General features: G+C 37.7%; 14 protein-coding genes. All 14 read right to left on the reverse strand.

All coding sequences use genetic code 11. From position 1 onward, the window contains the following. Positions 1 to 99 precede the first annotated feature (99 nt). The 14 genes from pnp to rseP all read right to left on the reverse strand — a co-directional run bounded on the left by pnp (position 100) and on the right by rseP (position 17921). Positions 100 to 2223 (reverse strand): polyribonucleotide nucleotidyltransferase, encoded by a 2124-nt coding sequence (gene pnp, locus DIS06_RS08270; RefSeq protein ID WP_110112787.1) that lies wholly within the window; start codon positions 2221 to 2223, stop codon positions 100 to 102. A 170-nt stretch (positions 2224 to 2393) separates the two neighbouring features. Then, positions 2394 to 2663, reverse strand: a complete 270-nt coding sequence (gene rpsO, locus DIS06_RS08275) for a 30S ribosomal protein S15 (RefSeq protein WP_110112788.1) — start codon at positions 2661 to 2663, stop codon at positions 2394 to 2396. A gap of 196 nt (positions 2664 to 2859) precedes the next feature. Then, positions 2860 to 3831 (reverse strand): bifunctional riboflavin kinase/FAD synthetase, encoded by a 972-nt coding sequence (gene ribF / locus DIS06_RS08280; RefSeq protein ID WP_110112789.1) that lies wholly within the window; start codon positions 3829 to 3831, stop codon positions 2860 to 2862. 33 nt (positions 3832 to 3864) lie between these two features. Beyond that, complete coding sequence (truB, locus tag DIS06_RS08285) at positions 3865 to 4776, reverse strand: tRNA pseudouridine(55) synthase TruB (RefSeq protein WP_110112790.1); 912 nt, start codon at positions 4774 to 4776, stop codon at positions 3865 to 3867. 156 nt (positions 4777 to 4932) lie between these two features. Next, complete coding sequence (rbfA, locus tag DIS06_RS08290) at positions 4933 to 5286, reverse strand: 30S ribosome-binding factor RbfA (protein WP_110112791.1); 354 nt, start codon at positions 5284 to 5286, stop codon at positions 4933 to 4935. 18 nt (positions 5287 to 5304) lie between these two features. Further along, positions 5305 to 5583: a DUF503 domain-containing protein gene (locus DIS06_RS08295; RefSeq protein WP_110112792.1), complete on the reverse strand. Its 279-nt coding sequence runs from the start codon at positions 5581 to 5583 to the stop codon at positions 5305 to 5307. Continuing rightward, positions 5580 to 7718: a translation initiation factor IF-2 gene (infB, locus tag DIS06_RS08300; protein WP_110112793.1), complete on the reverse strand. Its 2139-nt coding sequence runs from the start codon at positions 7716 to 7718 to the stop codon at positions 5580 to 5582. The genes DIS06_RS08295 and infB overlap by 4 nt, the downstream gene beginning before the upstream one ends. A 19-nt stretch (positions 7719 to 7737) precedes the next feature. Next, positions 7738 to 8043, reverse strand: coding sequence for a YlxQ family RNA-binding protein (locus DIS06_RS08305; protein WP_110112794.1), 306 nt, complete (start codon positions 8041 to 8043; stop codon positions 7738 to 7740). After that, entirely contained in the window at positions 8040 to 8321 is a 282-nt protein-coding gene (gene rnpM / locus DIS06_RS08310) for an RNase P modulator RnpM (protein ID WP_110112795.1), read from the reverse strand. The genes DIS06_RS08305 and rnpM overlap by 4 nt, the downstream gene beginning before the upstream one ends. 13 nt (positions 8322 to 8334) lie before the next feature. Next, positions 8335 to 9453, reverse strand: a complete 1119-nt coding sequence (gene nusA, locus DIS06_RS08315; RefSeq protein ID WP_110112796.1) for a transcription termination factor NusA — start codon at positions 9451 to 9453, stop codon at positions 8335 to 8337. Between the two features lie 36 nt (positions 9454 to 9489). Next, on the reverse strand, positions 9490 to 9957 hold the full coding sequence (rimP, locus tag DIS06_RS08320; RefSeq protein WP_110112797.1) for a ribosome maturation factor RimP: 468 nt from the start codon (positions 9955 to 9957) through the stop codon (positions 9490 to 9492). A gap of 352 nt (positions 9958 to 10309) precedes the next feature. Further along, entirely contained in the window at positions 10310 to 14617 is a 4308-nt protein-coding gene (locus tag DIS06_RS08325) for a PolC-type DNA polymerase III (RefSeq protein ID WP_110112798.1), read from the reverse strand. Positions 14618 to 14754: 137 nt separating this feature from the next. Beyond that, positions 14755 to 16458 carry a proline--tRNA ligase gene (locus DIS06_RS08330; RefSeq protein WP_110112799.1) on the reverse strand — a complete coding sequence of 568 codons (1704 nt, stop codon included), beginning with the start codon at positions 16456 to 16458 and terminating at the stop codon, positions 14755 to 14757. Between the two features lie 203 nt (positions 16459 to 16661). Next, positions 16662 to 17921: an RIP metalloprotease RseP gene (rseP, locus tag DIS06_RS08335; RefSeq protein WP_110112800.1), complete on the reverse strand. Its 1260-nt coding sequence runs from the start codon at positions 17919 to 17921 to the stop codon at positions 16662 to 16664.

Raw genomic sequence — 17921 nt, forward strand, 5'->3', positions numbered from 1 at the left:
TAGAACAAGTTGAACAAAAGAAGGTGACTCAAAAGAACGAAAATCAGCCCTTTTGAGTCACCTCATAAAATGCCTTTTGTGAAAATAAAAGGTTTATTATTATTTTTGTACTTCTTTTTGTTCTTGCTCTTTTTGCTCTTTTAAAATTGCTTTTCGTGATAAGTTTACGCGACCTTGCTTGTCGACTTCCATTACTTTAACTAGAATTTCATCGCCAATTGCTACAACGTCTTCTACTTTTCCGATGCGTTCTTCTGCTAGTTCAGAAATGTGAACAAGACCATCTTTACCACTGAACAGTTCAACAAACGCACCAAACTTTTCAATACGTTTTACTTTACCTAGATACATTTGACCTACTTCAACTTCACGAACGATATCTTCGATGATTTTTTTCGCTTTTTCATTCATCTCTTGATTCGTTGAAGAGATAAAAACTGTTCCATCTTGCTCAATATCAATCTTAACGCCCGTTTCTTCGATAATCTTATTGATTTGCTTACCACTTGGTCCAATAACATCACGGATCTTATCTGGGTTAATACTCATCATTAGAATTTTTGGTGCATATTCTGATAACTGAGTACGAGGCTCTGCGATAACAGACATCATATGTTCTAAAATATGCATACGACCTGCTTTGGCTTGCTGAAGTGCCTCTTCTAAGATTTCACGAGACAACCCTTCAATCTTAATGTCCATTTGAAGTGCTGTTACACCTTTTGAAGTACCAGCTACTTTAAAGTCCATATCTCCTAAGTGATCTTCCATCCCTTGAATATCTGTTAAAATCGAGTAGTGCTCACCTGACTTAATAAGTCCCATTGCAATTCCCGCTACCGGTGCTTTAATTGGTACACCTGCATCCATCATTGCTAATGTGCTAGCACAAATACTTGCTTGAGATGTAGAACCGTTTGATTCTAACACTTCAGATACTAGACGAACAGTATACGGGAAATCTTTTTCAGATGGAATAACCGGCTCAAGCGCTCGCTCTCCTAGTGCACCATGTCCAATTTCACGGCGACCTGGTCCACGCATTGGCCCTGTTTCTCCCACACTAAATTGTGGGAAGTTATAATGATGCATAAAACGTTTTGACTCTTCAATGCCTAATCCATCTAAGATTTGAACATCTCCAAGTGCGCCTAACGTACAAATGCTTAACGCTTGTGTTTGACCACGTGTGAATAAACCAGATCCATGTGTACGTGGTAATAGTCCAGTTTCGGAAGCAAGTGGACGAATTTCGTCAATGCGTCGACCATCTGGGCGTACCTTTTCTTCTGTAATTAGACGACGTACTTCACTTTTCACAAGCTTTGATAACGTTTCTTTTACTTGCTTCAGAACGTCTTCTTCTACTTCTTGTTCTTCAAACTTAGCTACAACAGCATCTTTTACTTCTTTAATTGCTTCTTCACGAGCATGTTTCTCTTGCACTTGAACAGCACGATTCATGTCAGTTTCAGCTATTTCACGCACTTGCTTTTCAATATCTGCGTCTACTTGATAAAGTTTTACTTCCATCTTCTCAACGCCCATTTGAGCCACAATTTCTTCTTGGAAGGCAATTAACTTTTTAATTTCTTCATGTCCAAACATGATCGCTTCTAACATAACTTCTTCTGGTACTTCATCAGCGCCAGCTTCAACCATGTTAATCGCGTCTTTTGTACCCGCTACTGTTAAGTGAATATCGCTTTTTTCAAGTTGTTCAACCGATGGGTTAATAACAAACTCATCATTGATACGACCAACGATTACACCAGCAATTGGCCCTTCAAACGGAATGTCTGATACTGAAAGAGCTAGAGATGAACCAAACATTGCAGCCATTTCAGAAGAGCAATTTTGGTCTACACTCATTACAATGCTAATTACTTGTACTTCATTACGGAATCCATCTGCAAAAAGTGGACGGATTGGACGGTCAATTAAACGACTCGCTAAAATTGCTTTCTCACTAGGTCGTCCCTCACGCTTAATAAATCCACCAGGAATTTTCCCGACAGCGTATAAACGCTCTTCATAGTTTGTTGTCAATGGAAAGAAATCTAAATTTTTTGGTTCTTTTGAAGCTGTTGCTGTACTTAATACTACTGTATCTCCGTAACGAATTAATGCAGCACCGTTTGCTTGCTTTGCTAGTTGTCCAATTTCAACCTCTAACTTACGGCCCGCTAAATCCATGGAGAACACTCGCTTTTCTTGTTCCATATAAAGGAGTACCCCTCTCTACTTATAAAATATGTATGTAAACAAATGTGATAGTGTTAGTATAAACGAAATAAGAAAAAACAAAAGTTTTTTTCACATTATGTAACATCTTTCGGTAATTTTAAATCTACATACTAAAAAAGCGGGAATGCTCCCGCTTTTTTTTCTGATTATCGACGTAAACCAAGCTTGTTGATTAACTCACGATAACGAGTAACATCTTTGTTACGAAGGTAGTTTAGTAAATTACGGCGTCTACCTACCATTTTTAGAAGACCACGACGTGAATGGTGATCTTTCTTGTGCGTACGTAAATGTCCGTTTAAGTTGTTAATTTGCTCAGTTAGGACAGCAATTTGAACTTCTGGAGATCCAGTGTCATTTGCATGAGTTTTGTACTCGTTGATAAGTTCATTCTTGCGCTCTTGTGTGATAGCCATCCTATTCACCTCCTCATTAATTAAACCCCAATTCCCTAGCACAACGTTGGTGAATCGTTACGCCAAGCAATGGTTGTTTTTCATACATTTGTAATCATACTACTTTCATCATATAATTGCAAGTTTCTATGCATGTTTTTTAAAAATAAATATTTAAAACTGGTTCAACTTTAAACAAGTACCTTTTAAAAACAACCTAATTAATTGATTCTTTCACGTGATCATATGAAGACAAAAAATATTGTTGAGCTTCTTTTTTATCTTGAGCAATTTGTGCTACAAGATCATCGACACTCGAGAATTTTTTCTCTGTTCGAATCTTTTTATGCCATTTCACAGTAACTGATTTATCATAAATTTGTTCATTAAAGGAAAACAAATGAACTTCAATTGTTGGTTTATCAAGCTGCTCTTTATGAAAAGTTGGTTTATATCCTATGTTACATACACCTTTATACCACACATTTTCCACTTTCATCTCAACTGCATATACGCCAATCCGAGGTGTTAAATAGGTATCTGAAAGTGCCACATTAGCGGTAGGAAAACCAATTTGTCTTCCTCTTTTATCTCCATGAACAACATGACCTGCTACTGTATAATGTCTTCCTAATAAACGAGGAATTCTTTCTACCTCTCCTTCAGCTATACATTGACGAATAAGTGTAGAACTAATCTTTTCTTTATCATTTGTCAACTTGTTAACAATGGTTTGTGTAAACTGATTGCGAGAATGAAATGGCAATGTTTCCATTGTACCCTTTCCTAGCTTTCCATACGAGTAATCAAATCCTGCCACCACATGTTGAACATTTAGACCAATGATATACTCATCCACAAATTGTTGAGGTAGTAAGCTAGCAAATTCTTTGTCGAAATGAACAATATAAAGAAAATCAATTCCTAGCTCTTCCATGATCTTTTGCTTTTCATTTAGCGGTGTAATCATCTCTACATGTTGAACATTCCGTCCAAGGACAACGGAAGGGTGAGGATCAAACGTCATAACAGCACTTGCTATGGCTTTTTTATCTGCCAATTTTTTAGCGGTTTTAATTACTTCTTGATGACCTAAATGAATGCCATCAAAATAGCCAAGCGCCATGACTGAAGGTTGTATTGCATCTCGCTGAAAATGATGTGGATGTCGAATTTCAATCGTTTCCAAAGTAGAACTCACCTTTTCTTTTAACCGACTTTCTTAAATTACAAGCACTTTCGTCGGTTTAATTAAATGTTGTTTACTAGGATGTTGTGCATAAATTGCTAAACATTGACCGCTCTCATTCATCATTAAGATTGGGCCTTGTGATACATCAACATCTGTCGGACATGGTAATAACGCTCCATTTTTCACTTTCATTGCTAATGTATCATTTATTGTTAGTTTCGGCAAATGAAAAAGAGCACGTTCGATTGGATACAAATGAGATTGAATCGTTCCATCTTCTACTGCTTTTGCAATCTCCTCAAAAGTTAAACAGTCATCCAATGTAAACTGACCTGACCCTGTTCTTTTTAAATCAGACATGTGAGCTGGATAACCCAATTTCTCTCCCATCATAACGGCCAATGTTCGGATATATGTTCCTTTGCTGCATGCTGCACGAAAACGAAAAGAAATTGTTTCTCCTTTGAATTCTGTTCGTTCATCTAGCAACTCACACTTGTAGATGGTCACTCTTCTTGAAGGACGTTCAATTTCAATGCCTTTTCGTGCATACTCGTATAGCCTTACACCGTTTACTTTTACCGCTGAATACATAGGCGGCGTTTGTTCAATCTCTCCCGTAAGTGATTGTAATAAACGTAAAATGTCTTCTCGCGTATATGTTTCCGTTACTTTCTTTTGCTCAACGATTTCTCCTGACTTATCCTCAGTTGTCGTTGAAAAACCAATTGTTACTTCACCTTCATATATCTTTGTTGCACCTGTTAAATATTCAACAATCTTAGTTGCTCGTCCAATACAAATTGGAAGAACGCCCGTCACATCTGGATCTAATGTTCCAGTATGTCCAACCTTTTTGGTATGCAACAGCTTACGCACTTTAAATACACAGTCATGAGAGGTCATTCCTTTTGGCTTATGTAAAACTAAGACACCATCCATTGTAGACCAACTCCTTTCCCTTTTCTTCATTTTCTGCTTACAATGCTCCTACTATGTATCCTTAAAAAAAGGCTGTCCTAGAAGCATAAACCATACTTTTAGGACAACCTCTTAGAAAGATAGAATACCACCATATTTCATGGCATGACAATTCAATTACTGATCGTCATTTTCTTTTTTTATTTCATGTAACAGTGTATCAATACGGTTACCATAATCAATTGACTCATCAAACTCAAAGATAATCTCTGGCGTTTTACGCAAGCGAATACGCTGACCAATTTCAGAGCGAATGAATCCTTTTGCTTTCGCAAGACCTTTTAAAGTATTTTCTCGTTGCTCAGCATCTCCTAACACCGAGATAAACACTTTTGCTTGCTGAAGATCACCTGATACTTGAACGTCTGTAACTGTTACAAAACCAATGCGAGGGTCTTTGATTTTACGACCAATAATCTCACTTAACTCTTTTTTCATTTGCTCGCCGACTCTATTTGATCTTAATTTCATCTTTCTCACCCCTTCTCTCTATAACCACTCAAACGTTGTTACTGTTCGTTCGATTTCAGGAAAAGAATCAATTAAGCTTAATGCTTTTTGCAACTCTTTTTCTGTTGCTATTCGATTTGATGAGATGGCGACGATGCCAATCTTTGTTCGTTGCCATACGTCTTGAAAATCAATTTCTGATACTGAAATGTTGTATTTTTGTTTTAAGCGCATTAAAATACGCTGCAAAACTGCTCGTTTTTCTTTTAAAGAAGCTGCATTATAAATCATGCACTCACACTCTACAACACCAATCATTTACGTTCGATTTCCTCCATCACATACGCTTCGATTATATCGCCTTCTTTAACATCGTTAAAGTTTTTAATGGTAATACCACATTCATATCCTTGTGCTACTTCTTTTGCATCATCCTTGTAACGTTTTAATGCATCAATTTCACCTTCAAAGATAACAATGCCATCACGGATTAGACGAATACTACTATGACGAGTAATTTTTCCGTCTGTTACATAACTTCCCGCAATTGTACCGATTTTAGACACTTTAAATGTTTGACGTACTTCTACTTGACCAATTACTTTCTCTTCGAATTCTGGATCAAGCATTCCTTTCATCGCAGCTTCAATTTCTTCGATTACTTTGTAGATAATGCGGTGTAAACGAATGTCTACTTTTTCAGCTTCAGCTGTACGCTTAGCTCCACCATCTGGACGTACGTTAAATCCGATGACAATTGCATTTGATGCTGTAGCAAGAATAATATCAGACTCAGTAATTGCTCCTACACCTGTGTGGATAATGCGGACATTCACACCTTCAACATCAATCTTTTGAAGAGCTGCTGCTAATGCTTCTACAGAACCTTGTACGTCAGCTTTTACAATTAGGTTTAAGTCTTTCATTTCACCTTGCTTGATTTTCTCAAACAAATCATCAAGACTAACACGTGATTTTTCACCACGTTGTTGTTCTAATTGTTTTTGAGCACGTGCTTCACCAATTTGACGAGCTTTTTTCTCATCTTCAAATACCATGAAGCGATCACCCGCTAATGGTACTTCGTTAAGACCTGTGATCTCAACTGGTGTAGACGGCCCCGCTTCTTTCACACGACGACCAAGATCGTTTACCATTGCACGTACACGCCCAAATGTATTACCTACAACAATCGGATCTCCAACACGTAGTGTACCGTTTTGAACTAGTAACGTTGCAACAGAACCGCGTCCTTTATCAAGTTGTGCTTCTACAACTGTTCCTAGTGCACGACGGCTTGGGTTTGCTTTTAATTCTTCTACTTCACTAACTAATAAAATCATTTCAAGTAACTGATCAATACCTTCTCCTGATAATGCAGATAACTTACAGAAGATTGTATCTCCGCCCCATTCTTCTGCTACAAGACCGTGTTCCATTAGCTCTTGCATTACACGTTCTGGGTTTGCGGATTCTTTATCCATTTTATTAACAGCTACAATAATAGGTACCTCTGCTGCTTTAGCATGGTTAATCGCTTCTATTGTTTGAGGCATTACTCCATCATCTGCTGCTACTACTAGGATTGTAATATCTGTTACTTGCGCTCCACGTGCACGCATTGTTGTAAATGCAGCATGTCCTGGTGTATCAAGGAATGAGATTTTTTTATCATTAACCATTACTTGATAAGCACCGATATGCTGTGTAATTCCACCTGCTTCTCCAGCCGTTACTTTTGTGTTACGAATTGAATCAAGAAGCGTTGTTTTACCATGGTCAACGTGACCCATGATCGTCACAACTGGTGGACGCTCTTGTAGATTTTCTTCATCATCTGCAATATCCATTGTTTCGAAGTCCGCTTCGTCAACAACAATTTCTTCTTCTACAGGTACACCATACTCCCCTGCAATTAATTCAATTGAATCTTTATCAAGCTCTTGGTTGATTGTGGCCATAACACCAAGCATAAATAGCTTTTTAATAATTTCTGATGGCTCTTTTCCTAACGCTTTTGCTAGTTCAGAAACCGTCATACTTCCAACAAATGTTACCTTTTCTGGTAACTCTTTTGTTTTTGGCTGTGGCTTTGGCGCTGACTGTGGTCGGTTGCCACCTTTTTGATTTCGGTTGTTGCCTTTTTTACCTTTATTTGCAGGCTTTTGAGATGGGTTATTTGGTTTCTTGCCATCACGGTTGTTAGGTTGAGGCTTTTTATTTGCAGGTTTCTCTTCACTTGTAGAGAACTCCTGATTGTATTTTTGATTAGCTGCTGATGGAGAAGGTGTATTCTCTTTTTTATAAATAGAATCTAACTTTCCAATTGCATCTGCTTCAAGCGTACCCATATGGTTTGATACCTCGATGCCCATTTCACCTAGCTTCGAAATAACATCTTTACTTGAAATATTAAGTTGTTTTGCATATTCATATACGCGTACTTTACTCATACTTTCACCCCCAAAAGAATTAATCGAGCATCGTAACTAGCTTACTGGCAAAGCCACCATCTAATACAGCTACAACGACACGGGCTTCTTTTCCTATCGCTTGCCCTAGTACGTAACGATCATCCACAAACTTCACTTGAACATTGTAGTGTGTACATTTGTCGGTTACTTTCTTTAATGTATTAGCTGATGCATCTTTTGCTAAGATGACTAACTTTGCATTTTGTTTTCGAACTTCTTTTACAACAAGTTCTTCACCAGAAATAATTTTACGAGCTCGATTTGCAAGTCCTAAAAAAGAGCGCCATCGTTCATCATTCTTCACTTTGACTGTTTCTCCTTTTCCACAAGCGCTAGTAATTCATCATAAAGTTCTTCAGGAATTGCTACATTTAAATGGTTAGCTAAACTGTTTTTTTGTTTTGCTAACGCAATCGCTGCTTCATCTTTACTTAAATAAGCTCCACGCCCGGACTTTTTACCAGTTAAATCAATCGACACGTCGCCTTCTTTTGATCGTACAATGCGTACAAGCTCTTTTTTAGGCTTCATCTCTTGTGTTGCTACACATTTTCGCATCGGGACTTTTTTACGATTGTTCACCTGGTTTCACCTCTTATTCCATTTCTTCGTCATCTTCAACATCGAATGCATCTCGACTAACTAATGTATCTTGATGATTTTGAACGTAAATACCTTCTTGTTCTGCTTCAGATTGACTCTTAATATCGATTTTCCAACCTGTTAGTTTTGCTGCTAAACGAGCATTTTGTCCTCTTTTACCAATTGCTAGTGATAACTGATAATCAGGTACAATAACCGTTGTAGCTTTTCCTTCTTCATCTACCATTACTTCAAGTACTTTTGATGGACTTAATGCATTTGCCACAAATTCAACCGGATCACTAGACCAGCGAACAATATCAATTTTCTCACCTTTTAGCTCATTTACAACTGCTTGCACACGTTGACCTTTTGGACCTACACATGAACCAACTGGATCTACTTCATCATACTCTGAATGAACAGAGATCTTTGAACGGTCTCCCGCTTCACGTGCAACAGATTTTAATTCCACTGTGCCATCATAAATTTCAGGTACTTCTTTTTCAAACAAACGCTTTAAAAGACCCGGGTGCGTACGAGATACATAGATTTGAGGCCCTTTTGTTGTACGCTCAACTTTTGTAATGTACACTTTAATGCGGTCATGTGGCTTGTACTGTTCGTTTGGCATTTGTTCCGTTTGTGGAAGTAATGCTTCAATTTTCCCAAGACTTACATAGATAAATCGTGCATCTTGTCTTTGAACAATTCCTGTCATAATATCTTCTTCACGATCGCTAAATTCAGAGTAAATAACTCCACGTTCTGCTTCACGTACACGTTGTGTTACAACCTGTTTTGCGGTTTGAGCTGCAATACGTCCAAAATCTTTAGGTGTCACTTCAATCTCAACCACATCGTCTAACTGATAGTTTGGATTGATTAATTGTGCTTCCTCAACTGAAATTTCTAAACGAGGATCGTATACGTCAGCTACAACGTCTTTACGTGCAAACACACGCATTGTTCCTTTATCTAAATTCATATCTACTCTTACGTTATGCGCTTGATTAAAGTTTCGCTTGTAAGCAGAAATTAGTGCTGCTTCAATCGCATCAATAATGACATCTTTACTAATACCCTTCTCTTTTTCGAGTAAAATTAGGGCATCTAATAACTCGCTGCTCATCGTCGTTAATCCCCCTTTAATGATTACCATTCAACGTTAAAATACAATTGCTAACCTAGCAAATGCAACTTTGTCATACGGAAGGACTACTGTCTTTGTACGTGTTTTAATTTTCACTACTAACGTAACAGTTTGTCCGTCAAATGATTGAAGTTCACCTTCAAACTCCTTCTCACCCTCAATTGGTTCGTATGTTTTTATGTATACATGTTTACCAACAGAACGTTCAAAGTCTGATTCCTTTTTAAGAGGTCGCTCAGCACCCGGAGAAGAGACTTCGAGGAAGTAGTTATGTTGAATTGGATCAAGCTCATCCATTTTTTCACCTAATCGCTCACTCACAGTACCACAGTCCTCAATATCTACTCCTGTTTCAGAATCAATAAACACACGTAAAAACCAATTAGGACCTTCTTTTACATATTCAATATCAACAAGTTCTAAACTCATCTCTTGGAGAATAGGTGTCACTAATTCTTCTACAACTTCTGTTATCTTACTCATTCTATTCCTCCTTTCAAGAACCCTTCTCTTTAAAAGGCTTTCCTTGAGCTTATGTTATACGTTTTTTATATCTCTTATGAAAAAGAGTGATTGGTCATTGATAAAAATTCCCTGCTAAAATAGCAGGGTATCATAAGCTTGCTCTGTTAAAAATTAAAAACGAGCCTACGCACAATGAGCAATCTCGCCTGAAGCACTAGAAAGAAACGTACTGCTACTTCCACGACTAGGACTTCACCTTACTAAGTAAACCCGTACCAATAAGAAAGAGTGGGTTTCCCCACTCCTTCTTCGTCCGTATCCTTAGCATTTCCAACATTACTATATCATAATCAACCTTTTTATGCAAATGTTAGAAGAGCGAGAGCTGGTTTTGATCAGGAAGTGATCCTAAACAACCGTGGTTATCTAAATACTCCAAAATAGTTTTTGATATTTTCCCACGCTGTTGTAAATCTTCTTTCGATAAGAATTCACCATCTGCTCTTGCTTTTACAATGTTAATTGCAGCGTTGGTACCAAGCCCTGGAATTGAATTGAATGGTGGAATAAGTTTATCTCCATCAATAATAAATTCACTTGCACTTGAACGATACAAGTCCACTTTCCCAAACGAGTACCCTCGTTCGCACATTTCAAGTGACAATTCCAATACTGTTAGTAAGTTCTTTTCCTTCGGTGAAGCATCTAACCCTTTTCCATTAATCTCTTCAATTTTTGCACGAATAGCTGTAGAGCCCTTCACCATTGTATCAATATCAAAGTCATCCGCACGTACTGTAAAGTAAGCTGCATAATAAAGTAACGCGTGATGCACTTTAAAATAAGCTATACGTACAGCCATTAGTACATAGGCTGCAGCATGGGCTTTTGGGAACATATATTTTATCTTCTTACAAGAATCAATATACCAAGCCGGTACATCATTTTTAATCATTTCCTCTTCAAATTCTGGTGATAACCCTTTTCCTTTACGTACAGATTCCATGATTTTAAATGCTAAGGAAGGTTCTAGTCCTTGATAGATTAAATAAACCATAATATCATCACGACAACCAATTACTTCACTAAGCGTACATGTTCCATTATGAATTAACTCTTGAGCATTACCTAACCATACATCAGTTCCATGCGATAACCCAGAAATTTGGACTAACTCTGAAAAAGTTGTCGGCTTCGTGTCTTCTAACATTTGACGAACAAACCGTGTACCGAACTCAGGGATACCTAGTGTCCCTGTTTTACACATGATTTGCTCTTGTGTCACACCAAGAGATTCCGTTCCACTGAAAATCTTCATCACTTCCGGATCGTCAGTCGGGATGGTTTTAGGATCAATTCCACTTAAATCTTGAAGCATACGAATAACGGTTGGATCATCGTGTCCAAGTATATCAAGTTTTAGCACATTATCATGAATTGAGTGGAAGTCAAAATGGGTGGTTCTCCATTCTGCACCTTTTGCATCAGCTGGATATTGAATTGGTGTAAAATCAAACACATCCATATAATCAGGGATAACAATAATTCCTCCTGGATGCTGTCCTGTTGTTCTCTTTACACCTGTACACCCTGACACTAAACGATCTACTTCTGCGCCACGTAAATGAAGGTCGTGATCTCCTGCGTATCCTTTTACATATCCATAAGCTGTTTTTTCTGCTACCGTACCAATCGTACCCGCTCGATACACATTATCTTCTCCAAACAACACTTTTGTGTAATGATGCGCACGTGGTTGGTATTCACCTGAAAAGTTCAAGTCGATATCAGGAACTTTATCTCCTTTAAACCCAAGAAAGGTTTCAAATGGAATATCGTGTCCATCTTTTTTATACACACTACCGCAATTAGGACAGTCTTTATCTGGTAAGTCAAATCCTGACCCAACTGAACCATCATTAAAGAACTCCGAGTGTTTACACTCAGGACATACATAATGAGGTGGTAGGGGATTGACCTCTGTAATTTCTGTCATAGTGGCAACAAAAGAAGAGCCAACTGATCCACGCGAACCAACAAGATAACCATCATCTAATGATTTTTTTACAAGTTTATGAGAGATTAAATAAATAACCGCAAATCCATGTCCAATAATACTTTTTAACTCTTTTTCAAGACGGGCTTCAACAATTTCCGGTAATTCATCTCCATAAATGCTTTTTGCCATTGCATAACTCATTTCACGCATTTCTTCATCTGCGCCTTCAATCTTCGGTGTGTACAATTCATCCTTAATTGGTTTAACTTCCTCAATCATTGCTGCTACTTTTTGTGTATTCGTTACAACAATTTCTTTTGCTTTTTCTTCTCCTAAGAACGAGAAACATTCTAGCATTTCATCTGTCGTTCGAAAGTGCACATTTGGTAATTGATGACGATTAAGTGGATTAGCTCCACCTTGTGAGCTAACTAAAATTTTTCGGTATATCTTGTCTTCTGGATTTAAATAGTGAACATTTCCTGTTGCAACAACTGGTTTATTAAGCTTTTCACCGAGTTTTACGACGTTCCCAATGATTTCTTTTAGTGCTTGCTGATTATGAATCAAATCAAGTTCAATTAAATGGTCATAATTAGTCGGTGGTTGCACTTCAATATAATCATAAAATTCCGCCGTTTGTTCAACCTCTTCAGGTGATTTTTGCATCATCCCTTCAAACACTTCACCTTTATCACAAGCTGTTCCAATTAATAATCCTTCACGTAACTTCTCAAGTTGAGACCTAGGAATACGTGGCACGCGATAAAAATATTCGAGGTGAGCAATCGAAACTAATTTAAATAGATTTTTTAACCCTCGATCGTTTTTAGCTAAGATTGTCACGTGATAAGGCCTTGCTCGCTGATAAGCATTCCCTTGTCCCATGTAATCATTTAATTGATTATGATGCGTAATGTCTTTCTCCAATGTATCTTTTAACATTTTAGCTAACAAGTAGCCCGTTGCTTCTGCATCATATATCGCTCGGTGATGCTGTGTGAGGTCAACATCAAATTTCTTCGCTAATGTATTTAAACGATGGTTTTTCATATCAGGATATAAGAACCTTGCTAATTCCAGTGTATCAATGACCCCATTTGGCGCTTTTTCTAAACCTATTTTCTTCAGTCCTACGTTTAAGAACCCCATATCAAAACTGGCATTATGGGCAACTAAAATTGCATCACCCATCCAATCATGAAACTTTTTTAGCACCTCTTCTACCTCAGGCGCCTCTTGAACCATGTCATCTGTAATACCAGTTAAATCAATGGTTGTTGCTGATAGAGGATGGTGAGGGTTAGCAAATGACTCAAATCGGTCAATAATCTCTCCTTCCTTCATCTTAACAGCAGCAAGTTCAATAATTGTATCATACACAGCTGAGAGGCCCGTTGTTTCTACGTCGAACACAACATATGTTGCTTCAGTTAAATCAATAGGTTGGGCATTATAAGCAATGGGGACACCATCATCAACAAGATTCGCTTCGACACCATAAAGAATCTTAATGCCATTTTTCTTACCAGCTGAATACGCTTCTGGAAATGACTGAGCAACTGCATGGTCTGTGATAGCAATGGCTTCATGTCCCCACTTTTTAGCTTGTGCTACTAATTTACTAACAGGTGTCACAGCGTCCATTTGGCTCATTGGTGTGTGCAAATGCAGCTCAACACGCTTGTCTCCTTCAGGAGCTGTGTCTTTTCGCTCTTGTGGTTGGATTTCGTTCACATCTTTCCCGATCATCACAAGGTCACGTACAAACGTATCGTTTTGTACACTTCCTTTCACTTTCAACCACATGCCTTTTTTAATGGCTTGTAACAGTGGGATGTCTTCTTTATCACGCGAGAACATTTTGACCATAATGGAATCTGTATAATCTGTAATTTTGAATACCAGTAACGTTCTTCCACTACGTAGCTCTTTTGTCTCTGCATCAAACACATATCCTTGAATTGCGATTGCTTTCTCTTCATCATTAATGGATTGAATCGTTTTAATTTCATCCTTAATGGTATATCCAATCGTGACAGGACCTGTTGGACCCTCACCGTCTTGTTGTTCTTTTTCTTTATTTTGCATATCAGTAATGGCTTGCAATACCCGTTCTTTGTCTTCTTGCTCTTTCTGCTCAACAAACTTACTATATTCCTCTTGAGAGTGAACCACTTCTGTGACAACTTGCAAAGTCGGAAAGCCATATGCAGTGTATTGATCACTAATAAGCTGACCATACTTTTTCTTCAACGCTATTCCTTCTGCATCATTTCGAACACATAACTGTAGCTTAATTCCACTAGAGGTTGGTTCTTGTTCTTTCAATAAGGATAAAAATAGCGGTGAAATGCCTTGCAATTCACTTACACAATGTTGCCAGTATGCTTGTATATCATTTTCTTGACATTCTTTGTCATCTGTTCGAATCGAAAAGGACACGTTGGCAATATGTGAAAATTTTGCTTTCATTTGTGTTAAAAGCATTTCATATAGTTGAAAGGGCAATACTTTTTTGACATAAAGATGAAAATGCCATTTTTTTTGCTCTTTATGAATCACGACTTTTTCAATAGCTCCTTGCTCAAAATAAGGAACTACTTGATCACTCGTTAACTCTAATTGTTGCAATAGCAAAGCAAATCTCTCTTTTTGTTCTGCTGATTGTGGGCTCACTTCGCTCCCCCCCTTATTCGTTCATTTCACTGTTTGTTATTTTAACATAAAGATCATTCAAAAAAGAAGAGAAGATAAGGCTGATTCAAAAAGGGTCACAAACACCTTTTTGAATCAGCCTCCTCTATAGATAACAATTATTTAGTTGTGAGTAATTGTTGAATCGTTTGTTGTAACTCTGCGACAGCAACTTCTAATTGTTCACCTGTTTCACGAACCTTTACTTCTACAATTCCCTCTGAAGCACGTTTACCAATTGTAACACGCACCGGTACACCGATAAGGTCAGAATCAGCAAATTTAACACCTGGTCGCTCTTGACGATCGTCAAGCAATACTTCATAACGGTTATCTAACAATTCATTATATAATTGTTCAGCCACTTCTTTTTGTTCTTCATTTTTCATATTCACTGGGATTAAGTGAACATGGTAAGGGGCTACTGCCGTTGGCCAAATTAGACCATTCTCGTCATTGAATTGTTCAGCAATAGCTGCTAGTATACGAGATACTCCAATACCGTAACAACCCATGATCATTGGTTGAGTACGTCCATTTTCATCTAAGTATGTTGCATTCATTGCTTCACTATAACGTGTACCAAGCTTGAATACATGTCCTACTTCAATTCCTTTAGCAAACTTAATGATACCTTGTCCATCTGGAGAAGGATCACCTTCTTTAATAAAGCGCAGATCAACATATTCAGCTTTGAAATCACGCTCTGGGTTGACTCCTTTATAATGGTAGCCTTCTTTGTTTGCTCCGCAAATACCATTCACAACAGCTTGTACACCATTATCTGCAATTACTTCGATACCTTCTGGTAATGCAATTGGTCCAAGAGAACCAACGGCACAATTCATCGCTTGTTTTGTTTCTTCCGCTGAAGCTAATTCTACTACAGATGCTTCAAAATAATTTTTCACTTTAATGTCATTTACTTCATGATCTCCACGTACTAAAACAAGAACATAACGATCATCAACTTTGAAAAGTAATGATTTAATACATTTGGCTTCTTCTACGTTAAAGAACTTTGCCACTTCTTCGATTGTTTTTTCATTCGGTGTTTCAACTTTTTCTAATGACTCTTCCGCTACATTTTCTTTTTCATATGTTGTCACAACAGGCGCCATTTCAACATTTGCTGCGTAAGAAGATGTATCTGAATAAGCAATCGTATCTTCCCCGATTTCTGATAACACCATAAATTCATGCGTATCTTTTCCACCCATGGCGCCAGAATCCGCAATTACTGCACGGAAGTTCAGGCCACATCTTGCGAAGATTCGACTATAGGCATTATACATTTTGTCATACACTTCATCTAAGCTTTCTTGTGACGCATGGAATGAATAAGCATCTTTCATAATGAATTCACGACCACGTAATAAACCAAAGCGCGGACGCTTTTCATCACGAAACTTTGTTTGAATTTGATACAGATTAAGTGGTAAGCGCTTATATGATTTGATTTCATCACGTAATAAACTTGTAATAACTTCTTCATGTGTTGCACCTAGTGCAAATTCACGTTGATGACGATCTTTCATTCGCATTAACTCAGGACCATACGAATACCATCGACCTGATTCTTGCCATAATTCAGCTTGTTGTAAAGCTGGCATTAATAATTCAACCGAACCTGCGCGGTCCATCTCTTCTCGAACAATTTGCTCTACCTTTTGTAACACGCGTTTTCCTAGTGGTAAAAAGCTATAGACACCACTCGAGTTTTGACGCATATATCCGGCACGTAGCAATAGCTGATGACTTTTCACTTCTGCATCTGCTGGAACTTCTCTTAATGTTGGAATTAATGTAGAACTTTGTCTCATAACATCGCACCTCTTCAATAACTATATGAATGATTTCAAAAACTAATAAATAATAAACGTACTGAACTCTCTAAAGACAAACTCTTTAACATTCAGAATGGGATGACACACTAACAATCCTTTATTCATTATAATGGTTTAACAGCTTATTAGAAAAGTTAGACATGAAGAAAAATCTCCATGTCTAACAATCTTTTTACATTTTATAAAAAGAAACGCTGAATGTCATTCCATGTTACAACTAACATCAATAACATCAGTAATGCAAACCCAACAAAGTGAACTAAACCTTCTTTTTGTCGGTCGATCGGTTTACCTCGTACTGCTTCAAGAGCAAAGAACATTAAGCGCCCTCCATCAAGTGCTGGAATTGGCAATAGATTAACAATACCAAGATTAATACTCAGTACAGCAGCCCATTTCATCAAATAATAAATACCTGATTGAGCAACTTGATCTGTCGATACATAAATTCCAACTGGGCCTGATAACATATCAATAGAGAATTGTCCTGTAATTAACTTTCCTAATCCAACGACAATTTCTTTTGTCCACATAAATGTTTCTGTTACCCCATTTTTAATGGCTCCAAAAAATGATTTTTCAACGGGAGCATACACTCCAATTAATCCTATCGTTTCATCATCCACTTTTTGACTTCCTGGTGTGACGTTAATCTCAGTTGTTTCATTATTACGGTTAATCGTAAATGTTAACTCTTCATTTGGGTGCTGTCGGATAATCGTGACAACATCGTTCCACGTTGTTACACTTTCACCATCAATCGCTTGGATTTGATCGCCTTCTTTTAATCCAGCTTCAATCGCTGCCCCATCTTTTGTAAGCTCACCCATAATAGGTCTATCAACAGCATACCCTTGGGCAATTCCAATGAAAACAAAGACAAAGAACGCGAGTACAAAGTTCATTAAAGGCCCTGCAAAAATAGCCATTGTACGCTGCCCTAATGTTTTAGAAGCAAACTGACGGTTATAAGGTGCAATCTGAACTTCTTCACCATCGACAACAAAATAAGACGTTTCACTTACATCAAATCGTTGTAGACGTTCTTCTTCATCCGATTCGTATCCAGAAACAAACAGTTTGTGCTCTAGGTCTGCTTGTTCGACTTCAATGACTTTCGCATCTGGATGTTGTTCTTTGTTATTAATTACAACTTTATTTACTTTTCCTCGCTCATCGAACTTTAACCCGACAATTTGACCAGGTTTTACATCAATCATTTCTGGATCTTCACCGGCCATACGTACAAAGCCACCTAACGGTAATAGGCGAATGGTGTACACTGTTTCATCTTTCTTAAATGAAAAGATTTTAGGACCAAATCCAATCGCAAATTCACGACATAAAATACCCGCTCGCTTTGCAAATACAAGATGACCTAGTTCATGAAAGAAAACTAAAGCTCCAAAGATGACAATAAATGCAATGACTGTGTTCAA

Origin of the sequence: Bacillus sp. CGMCC 1.16541 (assembly GCF_003184905.1) — a bacterium.
Taxonomy (GTDB): Bacteria; Bacillota; Bacilli; order Bacillales; family Bacillaceae_H; genus Priestia.